Annotated in this window: 9 protein-coding genes; 6 read left to right on the top strand and 3 right to left on the bottom strand. The window is 61.5% G+C overall.

Features of this window, described 5'->3' with window-relative positions; genetic code table 11:
* The first annotated feature begins 109 nt into the window (after positions 1-109).
* A complete protein-coding gene (locus tag HMPREF7215_RS09490; protein WP_009165631.1) occupies positions 110-7,555 on the top strand; it encodes a YadA-like family protein in 7,446 nt (2,481 codons plus the stop codon).
* A 518-nt stretch (positions 7,556-8,073) separates the two neighbouring features.
* Here the strand turns inward: HMPREF7215_RS09490 and HMPREF7215_RS09485 are convergent.
* From HMPREF7215_RS09485 to HMPREF7215_RS09475, 3 genes are all read right to left on the bottom strand, one after another.
* Positions 8,074-9,285, bottom strand: a complete 1,212-nt coding sequence (locus tag HMPREF7215_RS09485; RefSeq protein ID WP_009165629.1) for an iron-containing alcohol dehydrogenase — start codon at positions 9,283-9,285, stop codon at positions 8,074-8,076.
* A 336-nt stretch (positions 9,286-9,621) separates the two neighbouring features.
* Complete coding sequence (pepV, locus tag HMPREF7215_RS09480; RefSeq protein ID WP_009165627.1) at positions 9,622-11,049, bottom strand: dipeptidase PepV; 1,428 nt, start codon at positions 11,047-11,049, stop codon at positions 9,622-9,624.
* Between the two features lie 132 nt (positions 11,050-11,181).
* A complete protein-coding gene (locus tag HMPREF7215_RS09475) occupies positions 11,182-12,459 on the bottom strand; it encodes a CapA family protein (protein WP_009165626.1) in 1,278 nt (425 codons plus the stop codon).
* A gap of 258 nt (positions 12,460-12,717) precedes the next feature.
* Between HMPREF7215_RS09475 and HMPREF7215_RS09470 the strand changes: the two genes are divergently transcribed.
* The 5 genes from HMPREF7215_RS09470 to HMPREF7215_RS09450 all read left to right on the top strand — a co-directional run bounded on the left by HMPREF7215_RS09470 (position 12,718) and on the right by HMPREF7215_RS09450 (position 17,991).
* Positions 12,718-13,368, top strand: a complete 651-nt coding sequence (locus HMPREF7215_RS09470; protein ID WP_009165624.1) for a PHP domain-containing protein — start codon at positions 12,718-12,720, stop codon at positions 13,366-13,368.
* 54 nt (positions 13,369-13,422) lie between these two features.
* Positions 13,423-14,415 (top strand): ABC transporter substrate-binding protein, encoded by a 993-nt coding sequence (locus tag HMPREF7215_RS09465; protein WP_009165623.1) that lies wholly within the window; start codon positions 13,423-13,425, stop codon positions 14,413-14,415.
* A gap of 34 nt (positions 14,416-14,449) precedes the next feature.
* Entirely contained in the window at positions 14,450-16,024 is a 1,575-nt protein-coding gene (locus HMPREF7215_RS09460; protein ID WP_050768906.1) for an ABC transporter permease, read from the top strand.
* The gene (locus HMPREF7215_RS09455) at positions 16,025-16,972 is read left to right on the top strand and encodes an ABC transporter ATP-binding protein (RefSeq protein ID WP_009165621.1); all 948 of its coding nucleotides are present in this window, start codon (positions 16,025-16,027) and stop codon (positions 16,970-16,972) included. It abuts the gene before it with no gap.
* Between the two features lie 278 nt (positions 16,973-17,250).
* On the top strand, positions 17,251-17,991 hold the full coding sequence (locus HMPREF7215_RS09450) for an IclR family transcriptional regulator (RefSeq protein WP_009165619.1): 741 nt from the start codon (positions 17,251-17,253) through the stop codon (positions 17,989-17,991).
* Positions 17,992-18,039: the final 48 nt, after the last annotated feature.

The following is an 18,039-nucleotide window of genomic DNA, read 5'->3' as shown; positions in this document are numbered from 1 at the left end:
AACAGAACAGAACAGAACAGAACAGCTTCACTCTAGGAGCGGCGTTCGCCTCTATCGCGCGGGAAATGAGACGGCGCTGAAAAACGGCGCTCTGGCGGCCCTAACGGCTGTGGCGCTGGGATTGGCGTTGATGAAGGCGGTGCCGGTGAAGGCGGAGCCTGTCCTGAACATTATCGGAGAGAACGGTTCAAACGGCAGTGTACAGCTTGACTCGCAGTCGTTGACGGTAACCGGCGTCAACGGCATCGCCGCTACAGTAGAAAACCAGACAGTGAAGGTTTCTCTCGCCAAAGCCACGCTTGCCAAGAATACGGAGGGGACCGTAGAAGCCAGCGAATCGGGGAACGCTTATGCAACGGCAGCCAATGTGGCGGAAGTAATCAACGGGGTCAAAGAGGATATTTCTGCGAAGGGCATGGCCTTTGTCGGGAACGACAATGCGTCTGTTGCAAGAGCGCTGGGGTCGACGTTGTCGATCAAAGGTGGGATGGCTGCCGCCGATGTCGCTGATAACTCCAAGGTCAGCGGTAAAAACCTGGGCGCAAGGAAAAACGCGGCGTCTGACGGTTTGGAGTTGGTGATGTCCGAAAATCCGGAATTTACTACTGTTACGGCAGGCACGGCTGCGGATACAAAAGTGAAGATCGGCGACGCCGGCGTGGCCGTCGGGGCCGAAACCTACATCACCAAAGCGGGATTGAATGCGAACGGCAAAAAAGTTGTAAACGTATCGGACGGTACGGCAAACAGTGACGCAGTAAACTATAAGCAGTTACAGGAAGTGAAAACTGCCGCGGACAGCGCGAGGACCAAAGTGGTCGGCGCCGACGAGATTGACGTGACCGGCGCAACGGATCCCGGAACGGGCGCGGTAACTTATACGGTTAAGTTGAAGGATCAGGTGACTCTCGGTACGGATCCTGCCAGACAGGTGACGCTCGACGGAACCGCGGGAACGATAAAAGCGGGAGCCATTGTCGTCAACGGTGCCGATAATACCGTAACGGGCTTGTCCAATAAGACGTGGAACGTGGACGCTCCCGCCCCGACAAGCGGCCGAGCCGCCACGGAAGATCAGCTGAGCGTCGTAAGCGCTCAAGCAAAAACGAATAAAGGCGATATCGCCATCCTGAAAGCATTGAATGCATCGCTCGGGTTGAGCAACGGTAAACCCGGCTTGAAGTATTTTCGCGCAAAATCCACGGTGGATGACGCTGCGGCCGAGGGCGAAAACTCCATTGCGGTGGGACCTCTGGCACAAACGACAGCGAACGCGCCGAGAGCTGTCGCCCTGGGGTACAAATCAGAATCCAAAGCGGCCGATGCTGTCGCGATCGGTTCAAATACGCACGCGACAAAAAGCGCATCCCGAAGCGTCGTTATCGGCGAGAGCGCAAAAGCCGGTGCTCAAGGCGGCGACGTTACCTATGACGGTGCGACGACCATCACGGTAGGCGGCGGCGAAAACAGCGTCGCTATCGGCCACGATACGAAATCCAGAGGAAATTCCTCCGTCGCGATCGGTAAAGGCGCCATCGTCGAAAACGACAATAGAAACAACAGAATCGTAAATAATTCCATCGCCATAGGCACCGATGCGATGACTGTCGGCGTGGATAACGCGACGGCTCTTGGCAAAGGGGCAATTGTAAAAGGCGCCGCCGGCATCGCTTTGGGAGAAGAGGCTTCCGCCGAAAAGCGGAACGCCACGGCTATCGGTTTTACGGCCAAAGCGCAAGGCGAAGGTGCGTTGGCAATAAGCAAGGAAGCCACGGCAACCGGAACGAACGCAATATCGATCGGCGGCGCTTCTCGAGCTGCCGGCAGCGATTCCCTGGCCATCGGCTCCAGCGCGTCGGCTCCTCAAAGCAATGCCATTGCGATCGGCAACGCAGCCAACGCCGACGTGAAAAACTCCATCATGGTCGGCTGGCAAGCGGGCGTCGGTTCCAGCGGTGGCGGCGTTCTCGACACAGACGGTTCTCATGTCGCCATTGGCGTCAAGGCCGGTCAGCAAACGAAGGGAAAGCAGAACGTTGCTTTGGGCTATGAGGCTGGCAAGAGCGTGCTCACCGACTATAACGTAGCGATCGGTTCGCAGGCGGGTTCCAATATCGGCGTACAGAATGGCGGCAGTTCTAACCCTTCTATCGGTGAAAACGTGGCGCTCGGCTACAAGGCGAATCTCTTCGATAATCCGACAAGCATCAATCATGCCACCGCAATAGGGGCGGAATCACGCGCATACACCGATGCCACCGCTGTCGGTTATATGGCCAAGGCCAAAGCCGATTCCGCGGTCGCCGTGGGCTACAACGCCACGGCTGACAACAGCGCAACGGCATTGGGAGCCGGAAGTCGCGCAGAAGGGGCGGCGAACGTCGCTCTGGGCAACGGAACCGTGGCGGAGGGTGCCATGATTGCCGGCAGCGGTTATCTTACGGGACAGGCAGCGCCGGCGTCCATCGTCTCCGTTGGAAGGACGGACGCGCTTCGCCGTATCGTCAATGTGGCGGACGGCGCGCAGCCGCAGGACGCGGCGACTGTGGCGCAATTGCGGACGCTGCAGACGAAAACGGCGCAGCTTGTCGGAGGCAGCGTGACTGTCGGCGCGGACGGAAGCTATAGTGGATTAACGATTAACGGGACGAGCTATACTTCTGTACAGAGCGCTTTGGAAACGGCACTGGCAGGCGGACAATCGGCCGTGTTGCCTCCCAATGCGGTTGTTTACGACGATTCGTCGAAATCGAAAGTTACATTGAATAACGGGGGGAATCCCACCACAATCGGCAATGTCGCGGCCGGTACGGCGGGAACGGACGCCGTCAATGTGAAACAGCTGAACGACGTAGTCGATCAGGCGAAAACCCATTATTTCCACGTCAATTCTACCGATGGAGTGAACTTCAACAATGATACGGCTTCCGGGATCAACGCCACCGCGATAGGAGCCGTCGTAAAAGCCGCCGGCGAAGGCAGCCTCGCCATCGGCAACCATACGAAATCGGAAGGAACGAGAAGCATCGCTATCGGCGTGGGATACCCCGATAGCGCGAGCCCTAACACTTATACGGACACCATCGTGGACCCCAACTACGAATATGGCATAGCCTTGGGCGCCGGCGCCTATACGAAAGGCCATAGCTCCATAACCCTGGGGACGCGAGCGGCAACCGGGACCAAAGACGGTACGGACGACGTTGACCAAGCCATCGCGATCGGATATTTCGCCGGTTCCTCCGGAAAGAAAGCCATTTCCATGGGCAGCGAAGCGAAAGCGGGGGGAATCGGCTCTGCTGCAATAGGCGCTGCCGCTCACGCGCGTGGAGCAAATTCGATCGCCGTCGGTACCGAAACTTCGGTGTCAGGAGAAAAAGCCGGCGCCTTGGGTTTTAAGAATATGATAAATGGTGTCGGCTCATATGCAGTAGGTAGAGAGAACGCGCTCGACAACGGGGTTGCGGAATCCGGGGTTTTCGGCAACAGCACCGTGATCAAGGGTGGAAAAGAGAATCACGTTGTGGGCAACTCCAATCGTCTCTTCAAATTGGCCGCGCAAGAATTTGAACGCGTTTCCGTGGTAGGCAACGCCAATAGAATTCAGGGCGGCAAGGAGGATCAGGACCCCAGCGACGCGAGAGCCGTTAAAGACATTGCCGTCCTCGGTAACGAAAACATTGTGGAAGCGGTGAACAACAAAGAGGATTTTACCGACGTCACCGTTATCGGCAACAACAACAAAGTAGCCGCGGCTGTCGACAATAAACTCGATTACTCCAACACTCAGGTTTTGGGCAGCAATATAACGGTTACGCAGGGAAATTCCGCTTATATCGGAAGCTCTTCCGCTTATGTGACGGACGGCGACTCGACCGCGGGCATGAAGGCGTACGGAAGCGACAATCTGAACGGATCGAGCAGACCGTTTGCCGGCGCTCAGCCTGCCGGGGTCGTCACCATCGGCGCCGTCGGCTCGGAGCGTCGCATTCAAAATGTAGCGGCCGGCAAAATCGGACCAAAGAGCACCGATGCAATAAACGGAAGTCAGTTGTATCAGTACACGCTGCCGCTGCGCTTTGCCGGCGACAATTCAACGATCGGGGCGACTGCCGTGCAGGATGTCAACGTGATCAAACGGGCGTCCGATCAGGCAATGACGTTCAAGGGCGGCGCGCCTGCCGGAGAGTTGAGCGACAACAATATCGGCGTGAACACGACAACGGGAACCAATACGATCGATATCAAGCTGTCCAAGAATGTTCTCGGTTTGACCAAAGTCGAGACGGTGGCCGCCGGCGGAAAAAAGAATACGATGACCGCCGACGGCAGTACGGTGACGGATGGAGTCACCACCTCTACATACGGAATAAGCGGAATCACCATAAAACCGAGCGCGGCAGGTCCCGCAGAATCGGTGACGCTTACCACATCGGGATTGAACAACGGCGGTAACAAGATCGTCAATGTCGCCGACGGCGCGGTGAATGCCGATTCGAAGGACGCGATCAACGGCAGCCAGCTGTTTAACGTAACTACCGGTATCACGGATAAAGGCCTGAAATTCGGCGCCAACAGCGGCGCTGAAGTAACGAACAAACTGGGCAGCACCGTGAAGATCCAGGGCACAGGCGCCGAAGCCGACGACAAGTACTCCGGTGAGAACATCAAGACGAAGCTCGCTCAGGACGCTGCCGGCAACACCATCATCGACATCCTGCTGAACAAAGACCTGAAAGCCGACAGCGTGACCGTCGGCAAAGACGGCAAGAACGGCAAAGTCGGAGTGGCCGGAGCCAACGGCAAAGACGGCGTGACCATCACGGCCGAAGGCCCCGCGGGGCAGGACGGCGTGGACGGACACATCGGCATGACCGGCAAGGACGGCGCTTCCGCCGACATCCACGTGAAGGACGGAGCTCCCGGAGTGGACGGCGCGCCCGGCACGCACCTGACCCGCATCGTCTACGAAGATAAAAACCATGTGACCCACGAAGTGGCGACGCTGGACGACGGCATGAAGTACGGCGCCGACAGCGGCTCCGTGATCAAGAAAAAGCTGAATGGGCAGGTGAACGTCGTTGGCGGGATCGCCGACGCATCCAAGCTGACGGATGACGACAACATCGGCGTGGTATCGGACGGTGCCAACAACCTGAAAGTGCGTCTGGCGAAAAACTTGAATTTGGGCGCGACCGGCAGCGTGACCATGGGCGCGACCGTGATCGACAACGACGGTCTGACGATCACCGGTGGCCCCAAAATCACCAAGACAGACGTGAACATGGGCGGCCTGCAGATTCACGGCGTCGCCCAGGGTACGGCCGACACCGACGCGGTCAACGTCAGCCAGATGAAAGCTCAGATCGCAGCCGGCAAGACGATCCTGAAAGACGGCCATAATACGACTGTCGAAGGCGAAGGCACGGCTGCCAATCCGTACAAGGTCAACGTCAAAGACGATCTCGTACTGGGCAAGGCTGGGGCCGACGGCAAAGACGGTTCTATCGGTATCAACGGCAAAGACGGTCAATCCGTCGTGATCCACGGCAAGGACGGGATCAGCATTAAGGGCAAAGACGGCAAAGACGGCGTCACCATTTATGCCAAGGACGGCGCGGACGGAACGGAAGGCAAGATCGGCCTGACCGGCCCGAAGGGCTCCGACGGCAAGAACGCCCACGCTGACATCGGCGTCAATGCCGGCCCCGCCAGCCTTGATCCGGCGAAGAACCTGAATGCCACCGAGATGACCCGCATCTACTACACGGATGAAAAGGGCGACCATCAGGTCGCGACAATGGACGACGGCATGAAGTACGCCGGCGACGACGGCCAGAGCGACACGAGCAAAGTCATCAAGAAGAAACTGAACAATACGCTCGACATCATCGGCGGAGCCACCGGCGCGCTGACCGACGGCAACATCGGCGTGAACAACATCGGCGGTAAGCTGAAAGTTCAGTTGGTGCAGAAACTGAACCTGACGGCAGCCGGCAGCCTGACCATCGGCAGTTCCTACCTCAATAACGATGGTCTGACCATCGGCACGCCCGGCGCGCCCAATACGGTCAGTCTGACCAGCACAGGATTGAACAACGGCGGCAATCAGATTGTCAACGTGAAGAGCGGCCTGGATGGCGCAGACCTCTCCACCGCCAGCGGCGCTACGCTGAAGAACGCGGCGAACATCGGTGACCTGAAGAACGCGATCGAAAATGCCAGTTCTACTCTGACGAACCAAGGCTTCGCCCTCTCGGCCGACGATGGCAGCAAGGTCAGCAAGAAACTCGGCGAAGCCATCCACGTCGCCGGTGACGGCATCAACACCGAGACGAAGGTAGGCGGCGGCAAACTGACCGTCGGCCTCAAGAACGAACTGAAATTCGACGTCAAAGACCCCTCCGGCGCGACCACCGGCCAGCTCACCATCAACAAGGGCGACAAAGGCACCATCAACGGTCTGACCAATAAGGCCTGGGACCCCCTTCACATCACCTCCGGCCAGGCGGCTACCGAAGATCAGCTCAAGATCCTTGACGACAAGATCGCTCAGACCGGCGCGGCAGTCAACAAACCCATGCACTTTGCCGCCAACGAAGGCGCCAATGTCGATCGCAAATTGGGCGAGACGCTCAAGATTTACGGCGGAGCAACCACGGCCGGAACCTACAGCGGCGATAATCTCAAGACCGTTGCGTCTGCAGGAGGTATCGAGCTTCGTATGGCCGACAACCCGAACTTCAAGGGCAAGGTGACGGCTAAAGGCTTCGACGCCACGAACAACAAAATCGAGAACGTCAAAGCCGGAGACGTGAGCAAGACCAGCGCCGACGCCGTCAACGGCTCGCAGCTGTGGAAGACGTCAAGCAGCATCGCCACCCATCTCGGCGGCGACAAGTACGGCTTGACCGTCAAGAACGACGGCAGCATCTCCGCCCCCACTTACGTCATCCGCGGCGGTAGCTACCACAACGTCGGCGACGCCTTGAGCGCCGTAGACAGCCAGATCAACAACATCTACAACAACTTCGGCAACGTCTACAACCAGATGGGCGAACTGAGAAGCGAAATCAAGACCACCGGCGCGCTCGGCTCGGCGCTCTCGGCGCTGAAACCGATGCACTATGACCCGATCGAACCCAGCCAGATCATGGCCGGCTTCGGAGCGTACAAAGGTGAGTATGCCTTGGCACTCGGCGTGGCGCACTACGTGAAAGAAGACTTCATGGTTCACGCCGGAGTGTCCGTCTCGCACCACGGCGACTCGATGGCCAACGCCGGCCTGACGTGGAAGATCGGCAGGAAAGAGGACAAGGACAAGATCCCCGAACGCTACCGCAAGGGCCCCATGAACAGCGTTTACGTGATGCAGAAGGAGAACGCCGAACTGCAGGTTCAGGTCGCTTCGCTGGAGCAGATCAACAAACGCCAGGCCGACGAAATGGCGGAGATGAGGGCCTCACAGGCGAAAATGGCGGCTTCGCAGATGGAAATGGCGGCGCGCATGGAGCGTCTGGAACGTCTGTTGCGCGCTTCTGGCAAGCTCAAGTAAAATCGGAAACAAGGGCTATCGCGTCTTAAAAGGACCTTCTCGGCGAAAAAGAAGCGAGATCGACATCGATACGGGAGGCACGACGATCATACCAGCGATCGCCGTGCCTCTTTTTGTGCCTCATGCTCGTATATAATACTATTTCTTGATAAAAAGCGTTAACATAGTTTGCTGGGCGCTGCGAGGAAGATCCACAAAGCGAGCTGCGCAGACCGCGTAGCGGTCGAGGTAATCCTGAGCGACTAGATTTCCTCGCAGCGCCCTTGTGTTTGGCCTTGTCATTGAGAAATAGTATAAAACGGGAATTGAAAACGTCGGGGAAAATCCTAAGTTCGCCTGATGGCGAAGAGATTCTTCCCTTTCCTAGTCTGTTTGGGTCGGATGAACAAAGCGAAAGGATTCAAGCCCTGCGGCCTGTCTCCTTTCGCTTTTTTTATGTTGGGGACGAATGGCATCCGTTTTTTTGCCATTCACGCATGAAAACGCCGCTTCCCATGTGCGGGAAGCGGCGCGCGCATTCAATGGCGCGGTTTGAGCGAGTCGCGGTAGATCTTCGCGACCACTTCGGCAGTGGCGGGCACGGGCGCCAGGCCGAGCAGGCCGCCCAGCGACGGCGTCTCGCGCGTCAGGCGCACGAGCTTGTCCACGTCGGATTCGGTGTAGCCCATGTCGGCCAGCTTTTCCGCGACGCCCATCTTGAACAGCCACTGCTCCACGGCGTCGGCGGCCACGGCGGCGTTGGCCGGGTCGGCGGTGATATTACCGGGCAGCATCGGACGCGGCACGTCGGTCAGCGTCTCGGAGACAGCGGGCCAGCAAGCCTCGACGACGGGCAGGATCATGGCCAGCCCCAGGCCGTGCGTGAGCGTGGGCTTGATGGCCGAAAGCGGATGCTCCAGCCCGTGGGTGAGGTGCAGCATGCCGTTGTCGAACGAGATGCCGGCGATCATCGAAGCGTAGAGCAGGTAGTAGCGGGCCTTGAGGTCGTTCGGGTTGGCGACGGCGCGGGGCAGGTACTTGTCGACGAGGCGCACCGTCTCCTCCGCCAGCAGGATCGTGTAGGGCGAGGCGAACAACTTCGTGGTCGCAGCTTCGACGACGTGATTGACGGCGTCGATGGAGACATAGCGGGTCTGATTGGCGCCCAGCCCCGTCATCAGCGCCGGATCGTCGATGGCGTAGGTGGGATAGATGCAGTCGTAGGCGATGGCGGGCTTGAAGTCCTTTTCGAGGATCGAAGCCACGGCGAAGCGATCTACCTCGGTGCCCATGCCGTGGGTCAGGTTGACGGCCACGATCGGTTTGGCCTTGTCGGGCGTGAAGCGGTACTCGTACAGGTCGCGGGCGTTTTTGTCGGCGTATTCCAACAGGATTGCCGCGCTCTTGGCCGTGTCGATGGGACTGCCTCCGCCGATGCCGAACACCGCCGTGGCACCGATCCCCTTGCCGAGCGCGACCGCTTCGTCGATGCCGTCAACGGTCGGATTGGGCGTGACTTTGTCATAGAGGACGTAGTTGATCTTGTGCGCGGCAAACGCCTTGACGACGTGATTCCACGCGCCGGTGGCCTTGTAGGAGCCGCGCCCGCTCACCACGAGAACGTTCTTGACCCCCTTGTCGGCCAGCGCCTTGCAGATGCCGTCCACCCTCGCGATCGCGCCGACGCCCAGATAACACGTTGTACGCGAGATGATCGTCTTCACTTCGTTGATGTTGATGTTTTTTTCCACATGATATTTTTCCCCCTCCCCCCCTCATTAATGTGATTGAATTCACATGATTTGTGACTGAAATCACAATACATCGCGAACGAGAATTTGTCAACAGGAAATGTGGCGAAGTTTTGTTTTCCCGGGGCATTTCCCGCGGCGAAGGCGCGAAAAAAGAGACCGTCTCAAAAAACTGTGTCTTTTTAACGAAAACCGGCATGAGCCGCAGTTCGACGACATGTGCCGCGATTCCTGGAACTGGACGAAGAAGTCGCCGCGCCCTCGTATTCGGCTTTTTGATCAAGAGATAGCATTAAAGGCAGTTCCGCAGTTTTGAGACAGCCTCTTCGCCGGGGGCTATTCTTCGACGCCGGCCAACGCGGCGATGGCGGCGGCCATGATCTTGGTGTTCTTGACGATGTGTTCGACGCTCCACCGCTCGTCGACCTCGTGGATGTGGGTGTTCTCGCCGGGGAACTGGTTGCCGAAGGCGAGCATGTTGGGCATTTCCTTGGCGTAGGTGCCGCCGCCGATGGACATGGGCTTCGATTCGTAATCGCCGGTCTCGTCCCGGTAGACTTTCATCAGCTTTTTGACGAGGTCGCTGTCTTCGGGCATGTAAAGCGGGTGGCTGCCGCTGCCGGCTTCGACTTCGAAGCCGTGGCCGCGCAGGGCTTCGACGAACTTGGCGCAGACGGGGTCGCGCTCGAAGGTGACGGGGAAGCGGTAGTTGAGCGTGAACATGATCTTGTCGCCTTCGCTCTTGAGCAGGCCCCAGCACAGGGAGGTGAAACCGGACACGTCGTCGTAGAGCATGACGCCGAGATTTTCGCCGCGGGTCTGCGTTCCCACGAGGGCGTCGATTTTGTCGAGGAACGCGCCCTGTTCGCCGCCGATGCCGAGCAGGCGCAGCACTCTGACGAGATTGGCGGCGGCGTTGGAGCCGTACTGCGGGCGCGAGCCGTGGAAGGCCAGCCCGTCCATGGTCAGCGTGTATTCGCCGGACGCGCTTTTTTCGCAGGTCAGCTTGGCGTCGCGGGGGGCGGCGAACTCTTCGACGACGCGGCTGAGGCGCGCCTCGGCCGCGGGCGCGACTTTGAGCACGGCCACGGCCTTGGAGGGCACGGCGTTGGAGGCCACGCCGGCGTCGAGCGAGAGCACCTGCACGTCGCCGCCGTCGGGCGCGAAGGGGGCGCGGCATTTGGGCGTGATGCTGCCCTTTTCGCCGTTGATGAGCGGGTACTCGGCGTCGGGAGTGAAGCCGGCTACGGGCAGTTCCTGCCCGGATGTGACGTAACGGTCGATGGCGCGGCTGCCCAGCTCTTCGTTGGTGCCGACGATCAGGCGCACGCGGCGCTTCAGCCGCACGCCGGCCTCGCGCAGGGCTTTCATGGCGAACATGGCACTGATGGCAGGGCCTTTGTCGTCGGCGACGCCGCGGCCGTAGAGCAGGCCGTCCTTGATCATGCCCCGCCAGGGGTCGCAGCTCCAGCCTTCGCCGGCGGGAACGACGTCGACGTGGGCGAGCACGGCGATCATCTCGGGCAGCGATTCGTTGCCCAGCTCGGCGACGCCGACCTGATTCTCGAAAGCCCAAGTGCGGAAGCCGTGGCGCGCGCCGATCTCGACGAACTTGTCGAGGGCGGCTTTCGGCCCGGGGCCGAAGGGCGCGTCGGGGCGCGGCGCTTCGCCGCCCACGCTGGGCACGGCGACGAGCTCGCGGATCGTGTCGATCAGGCTGTCCCGGTCTTTGTCGATAATGGCGCGGATCTTTTCCATGTTCATGTCGGGTATTCCTCCTCGAATAAAGTTTTATTTTTCTGAAACGATTGTACTCTGGCGTTTTTGTTTCCGCTTGCGTGAAATGCCGGAAATTCGGCGTTTTAAAGGCGGATATGAAAAAAATATGAACGAAAATTACGGTTTGGGCGCGTTTCCCTTTCGTGCGCTGCGCTTTTTCGCGGCGGCGCGGCGGGCGAGTGCGTCGAATTTGGCCGTCGAAAAACGGTCCTGCGAGGACGGTTCCAGTTCGTAGGCCAGCTGAGCGTCCGCCAGCGGAACGGCGCGCCCGAGCACGCGCCCGGTGAAATCGGCGTGCGCGCCGCGCAGGCGCTTGAGGTCGGCGGCGGAGATCTGCAGCGTTTCGGCGTTTGCGAGCGCGTCCAGCAGCGGCAGCACGCGCGAGACGCGGACGCCCTTTTTCGTGCGCGTCTGCACCCAGGTGGGGATCGCGTCGGCGCTGACGATGCGCGTGACGCCGTTTTTCTTTTCCAGCGTCAGCCGCGCGATCACGCCCATGTCGCGCGGCCTGGCGCGCTGGTTGGAGATGAAGTTGCCCATCGACCAGGCGATCAGCGCCGGGGTGCGGTCGCCGGAAGCGGCGCGCAGCTCCAGCGGCTGCACGACGTGCGGGTGCGAGGCGATCACCGCGCCGACGCCGGCTTCCAGCAATTTCTCGGCGAAGGCGACGACGGAGCGCGGCGGCGTCAGCGCGTATTCGACGCCGATGTGCGGCATGGCGACGATGAAGTCGGGGCTGAGCGCCTTGGCGCGGGCGACGTCGCCGCTGACGTCTTCCCACGAGGCGCCGCGCGCTACGGCCCAGTCCTGCGAAACGGGGACGGGGATGCCGTTGGTGCCGTAGGTCCACGACAGGAAGGCGACGGTCATGCCGTTCACGTCCGCGACGGCGGCCGCTTCGCGATCGGCGGAAGCGGCGTAGGTGCCGAAAGTCGTGAAGCCGCGCTCGCGCAGTTCCTTCACTGTACGGAACAGTCCGGCGACGCGGCGGTCCAGGCAGTGGTTGTTGGCCGTGGTCAGCGCGTCGAAGCCGGCGTCTTTGAGGGCGTCGGCGTACTCGTCGGGCGTGCTGAAGCACGGATAGCCCGTGTAGCCGCGCTTTTCGCCGCCGAGCGTGGTCTCGAGGTTGGCGGCGGCGAGGTCGGCGGCGGAAATCAGCGGCGTGACGCGCGCAAACGACGGCGTGAAGTCGTAGCCTTTTTGACGCCGCGCCGCGCGCAGCTGCGGCGCGTGGGCCATCAGGTCGCCGGCGAAAAGCAGCGTGGCGCGGCGGGGGCGCAGGGCGTCGGCGGCGCCGCTGAACAGATCCGCCGAATCGTCGGGAAGCGGCGCTTCCGCGCGCGCCGTCCCGCAGAGAAACGCGGCCAACAGCGCCGCGAGCAGCAACCTTCTCATGAAAAAATCCTCTCCCGAAAAAAAATCCGATTGAAATCCGCTCCATTATCGCATCTTTGCCGCGGCGGCGGAAGGGGAAAATCGCCCGCGCCCCGCGTCGGTTTTGCCGCATTGCGCCGCTTCGCGCGGTTCGCCCCGCCCCTTTTGTCCGCTTCAGCGCATCTTGACCTTTGCCCCTCTTTGGGTGATAATCGTTTTTTAAGAATGGTTAACCATATTATGATTTTCGGTTATCGATAAACGAAAGGTCTCTTCCCGATGATTCTGGACACGCACATGCATACGGCGGAGTATTCGCCGGACAGCTTCCTGCCCATTGCCGAAGCGGTGGCCCGCGCCCGCGAGATGGGCATCGGCGGGCTTTGCGTCACCGACCACGACACGCTCGGCGCGCGCGAGGCGATCGACGGCTGGCGGCGGAAGTTCGATTTCCCGCTCTTTCTCGGCGTCGAGGTGCTGACGACGAAAGGCGACGTGGTCTGCTTCGGCCTCGACGAAGCGCCGCCGCCCGCTTCGCTCACGCCGGAAGAACTGATGGCGCGCGTGGCGGCCTGCGGCGGCTGCGCGACGGCGGCGCATCCGTTCCGCGACAACAACCGCGGGCTTGAAGACCTGATCTCCACGCTGCCGGGGCTGCACGGCGTGGAGTGCTTCAACGGCAGCACCGATCCGGCGGCCAATCTGCGCGCGCTCGAACTGGCGCGCGCTTCCGGGCGCGCCCTGCTGGGGGCCGCCGACGCGCATTGGCGCGAGCGGGTCGGGTTGTTCGTCACGGAGTTCGACGACGAGCTGCGCGACGAGCGCGACCTGATCCGCGCCGTGCGCGCCGGGCGCTGCCACCCGCTGGCCTGGGACGGCTCGGGTTTTGTCGACGCGGAGGCGTTCTGCCGCGCGCGTTTGGCGGGATAAAACGGTTTTCCCGCGCCGCGGCAAGCGGCGCGTATCAGTTAAGGAGGTTTTTGCATGTTGAAGAAATTGGGAGCGTTGGCGGCGGCTGTGGCGATGCTGGCGGTTCCGGCCGCCGGGGCCGAGGAGAAGAAGCTCAGCATCTTCATCGCCTACACGGGCGTTGACGGCATCCTGCAGGAGTTCACGAAGGACACGGGCATTCAGGTGGAGTATCTGGCCATGTCGTCCGGCGAGGTGCTGACCCGCCTGCGCGCGGCCAAGGGCAAGGCGCAGGCCGACGTATGGTTCGGCGGCGGTCTGGACAGTTACGTGGCGGCGGCGGCTGAAGGATTCCTCGAACCGTATGTGTCGCCCGAACGCGCCGCGTACGATCCGATGTTCTATAACGCTGACGGCTACTGGAGCGGCATTTCTTTGGGCGCGGTTGATTTCGTCGTCAACAGCGAGATCATGGCCAAGAAGAATCTGCCCATGCCTCAGAGCTGGCAGGATCTGACCAACCCCGTCTATAAGGGCGAAGTGCTGATGGCCACTCCGGCTGTGAGCGGCACGTTCTACGCTATGGTCTGGGCGATCCTCTCCGCGAAGGGCGAGGAAGAAGGCTGGAAACTGCTCGAAGGCATCGACGCCAATGTGCCCTACTACTCCAAACGCGGCGCTGAGCCGGCCAACAAGGTCAGTACGGGCGAAGCGGCAATCGCCGTGGCGCCGTTCGACACCGGCGAAAAGCTGAAGGGCGAAGGTTACAAGATCGAGACGACGTTCCCCGCCGACGGCGTGCCGTGGTACATCGCGCCCGTGGCGCTGTTCAAGGGCGCGCGCAATCCCGACGCCGGCAAGGCTCTGATCGACTGGGTGCTGTCGGCAAAGGGGCAGGAGACGCTGGCCAAGTACACCACGCAGGCTCCGATCCGTCCCGGCGTAAAGCTGGCTCCCGCGGTGCAGGCCATGCGCGATTCCAACCTCGTCAAGGCCGACGTGGTCGAGGGCGGAGCGCAGCGCAAGCGCGTGCTCGCCGCCTGGCAGGAACGCTTTGGCTCCAAATAATCCGGCGCAAAGAAGAGGGGGCGCGCTCTCCGGCGTGGAGCTGGCACTTTGGCTCGCGGCGGGGGGCGGCGTCCTCCTTTTTGTGCTGTGGCCCGTGGCGGCGGTGCTGCGCGAAAGCCTGCTGGTGGACGGCCAATGGTCGCTTTCGGCGTGGCGCGGGCTTTTGGGGAAAAACTGGCCGCTGGCGTTGAACAGCTTCGCCGTGGCCGCCGCCGTCGCCGCGGCGACGACGGCGCTGGCGTCGCTTCTGGCTGTGAAGCTGCTGTACGGCGCGCCGCTTGGGCGGAAGCTGCTTACGGCGGTGCTGGTGCTGTCGACGATTTCGCCGCCGTTCGTCGGTTCGATGTCGTATCTGATGCTCTTCGGCCGCCGCGGCCTGATCACATGGCGGCTGCTGGGACTGGAATGGAACCCTTACGGTTTTCACGGCGTGGTAATGATGGAGGCGCTGTCGCAGCTGGGCGTCGCCACGCTGCTGGCGGCAGCGTCGTTTCATCAGGTCGACGGCGCTTTGGAGCGCGCGTCGCTGGATCTCGGCGCGCCGCCGCTGCGCACGCTGCTGAATGTCAGCGCATCGCTGGCCCGGCCGGGACTGACCGCCGCGGCGCTGATGGTCTTCGTGCGCTCGCTCTCCGACTTCGGCACGCCGTTGTTCGTGGGCGGTCGCTTTCAGGTGCTGGCGTCGAAGGCGTACAACACGCTGATCGGCGTCGGCGATTTTCCGTTGGCCTGCGCCATGAACGCGCTGCTGGTGCTGCCTTCGCTGTTGCTGCTGGCAGCGCGGCGCGAAGCGCGCGGACGCAGTTTTTCGCTGCGGCTGGCCGGCGCGCGCTCGTTGCAGCTGCGCGGCCCGTCCGGCTGGCTGCCGGAAGCGGCGGCGTGGGGATTCGTCGCGATAGAACTGGCGGTTTACGGCCTGATTCTCGCCGGCAGCGTCACGAAAACGTGGGGCGCCGATTTCACGCTGACGACTGCTCACCTGCGCAGCCTGTGGAACTTCAGCGGCAACGGATTCGCTCGCAGTCTGATTTGTTCCGTCGCAGCGGGGCTGGGCGGCGCCGTGCTGGGCGCGGTGCTGGCGCGCCTGCTCGAACGTTCGCCCACGGCGCTGCGCCGCGGCGCGCGCATGCTGATCGAGCTACCTTACCTTGTGCCGGGAACGTTCTTCGGCGTGGGCTATCTGCTGGTGTCGTCGTCGCTGCCGTGGGAGGTCCCGGCCGGCTTCCTGATCGCCATGAACTGTCTGTTCCGCCAGCTTTCGCCGTCGACGTGGTCGGCGCAGGCGGGACTGGCTCAAATCAATCCCGAGCTGGAGCTGGCCGTGCGCGACCTCGGCGGCGGCCAGGGACGTGTGCTGCGCAACATGCTGCTGCCGCTACTGCGTCCGTTTATGCTGGTATCGTTCATCAACGCTTTCAGCGCCGCCATGACCAGCACCGGGCCGATCATTTTTCTGGTCAGTCCCTACGCACGCGTGGCTTCGGTGGAGCTGTTCGAGTCGATCAACAGCGGCAAGTACGGCGACGCTTCGGCCATGGCCTCGCTGCTGATCGCGGCGATCCTGGCGGTCAACGCGCTGGCGTGGGAAGTCAGCGAAAGGAGAGGCTGAATGCTTTCATTCGAGAACGTGTCGTTCAGTTACGGCGCGGCGAAAGCCCTCGACGGCGTTTCGCTGGCGCTGAAAAAGGGCGAGCTGCTGACGCTGCTGGGACCGTCCGGCTGCGGCAAGACGACGACGCTGCAGATCGCCGGCGGATTTTTGTTTCCCGATTCGGGGCGCGTCATACTTGACGGGCGCGACGTCTCGACGCTGCCGCCGGAAGAGCGCCCCACGGCCACCGTGTTTCAGAGCCACGCGCTGTTCCCCCACATGAGCGTGGAGGAAAACGTCGCCTACGGGCTGCGCGTGCGCGGAACTCCGCGCGCGGAGCGGCTGCGGCGCGCGGCGGAAATGTTGGGGCGCGTCGGTCTGGACGGCTGTCAAAGATCGCGCGTGCAGGAACTGTCCGGCGGCCAGCAGCAGCGCGTCGCGCTGGCGCGGGCGCTGATCCTCAATCCCCGGGTGCTGCTGCTCGACGAGCCGCTCTCGAGCCTTGACGCGCGGCTGCGCGTGCGCATGCGCTCTGAGATTCGCTCGCTGCAAAAGGCGTTCGGCATCACGGCGCTGTACGTCACGCACGACCAGGAAGAGGCCCTGTCGATCTCCGACCGCGTGGCGCTGATGCGGGGCGGTCGGCTCGTACAGGTCGGCACGCCCGAAGAGGTCTATTTTTCGCCGCGCGGCGACTTCGCCGCCGACTTTATCGGCGACGCCTTCCCCGTGACGCTGGAAGGAAAACGCGCGCTGCTCCGCCCCGATCAGATCTCCGTCGCGGCGGACGGGCCGTTCTGCGGCCGGCTGGTTTCGCGCACGTTCCTCGGCGCGTCGGCGAACTGGATCATCGACTGGCAGGGGCAGAAGCTGCGCGCTTCCATGCCCAGCGCCGCGGAGCCGGCGCGCGAGATCGGCGGCGAAGTGCGCTTCGCGATCCTGCCGTCCCGAAATCGCGACGGATGAAATGCGCGGGCGCATTGCTCTTTTTTGAACGAAATTTTTATTTTTTATATTTCCGCAAGGTATGTATCATGCTGAAAACAGGGCGGAAATCGATATACTTTGTGGAAAACGCTCCGGAAAGTTCTATAATGTAAAAATCTTTGCCGTGCGTCGGCTGTCCGGTGTTGAAAACCTCCTGCGGCGCGCTTGACAGTTATGTCTGTGAAATGCTATATTTTGATCATAGAAATCATAGAATGTGCATGGCAATTTTTCAGAGCGAGAGAGGAGCAGGTTCCATGAATTCTACGCGCAACATCATGGCGCTCATCGAGACGCTGCTTGCCGACGGCGGCGAGCTTGGCGTCCGCGAGCTGGGGATGCGGACGGGAATCCCCAAGAGCACGGTCCAACGCTTTTTGTCAGGAATGGAAGAGAACGGTTGGGTCGCGCAGGACAAAAGGACGCAGGGCTATCGGATCGGTTACAAGCTGCTTGGGCAGTCGAACGGCTGGGCGCTTCGTCTGGCGTTGGTCAACCAGTCCCAGGAACTGCTGAAGACGTTGTGCAATCAGACCGGGCAGAGCGTGTCTCTGTGCACGCTCGACGGGTTCAGCGGTCTCGGCGTCGCCGCGTCTTTGCCCGAGGACGCGCCCGCGCTCGCGGGCCGTCGTGCGAAGCTGTTCGACCTGCACGCCGGCGCGGCGGGCAAGGCGCTGTTGGCCTTCGCGCCCGAGCCGCTGCAGAAATACATCGTCTATTCCGAACCGAAAAGCTACACGGCCGCGACGATCACCGGCTCCAAAGAGCTGCTGGCGGAGATCGACAAGATCAGAGAGAAGCGTTATGCCGTCAGCGTCGAAGAACTGGTGCCGGAAACCGCCGAAGCGGCGGTGCCGATCCTGAATCCCGACGGGACGGTCCTTGCGGTGTTGGCCATCGGCGGCGCGAAAGATTCCGTGGCGCCGCAGTTCGAAGCGTTGCGCCACGTTCTTCAGAAAGCCGCCGCCCGGCTGCAAAAAAGTATCCTCGATTCGTGAACCGAAGAAATTTCCGACAAAAAAATCGCGCGTCGTCGTCGTCGTCGA

It is taken from the genome of Pyramidobacter piscolens W5455 (genome assembly GCF_000177335.1).
GTDB classification, from domain to species: domain Bacteria; phylum Synergistota; class Synergistia; order Synergistales; family Dethiosulfovibrionaceae; genus Pyramidobacter; species Pyramidobacter piscolens.
Note: the sequence above shows the minus strand (reverse complement) of the source record. Positions and strands in the feature narration are given on the sequence as shown.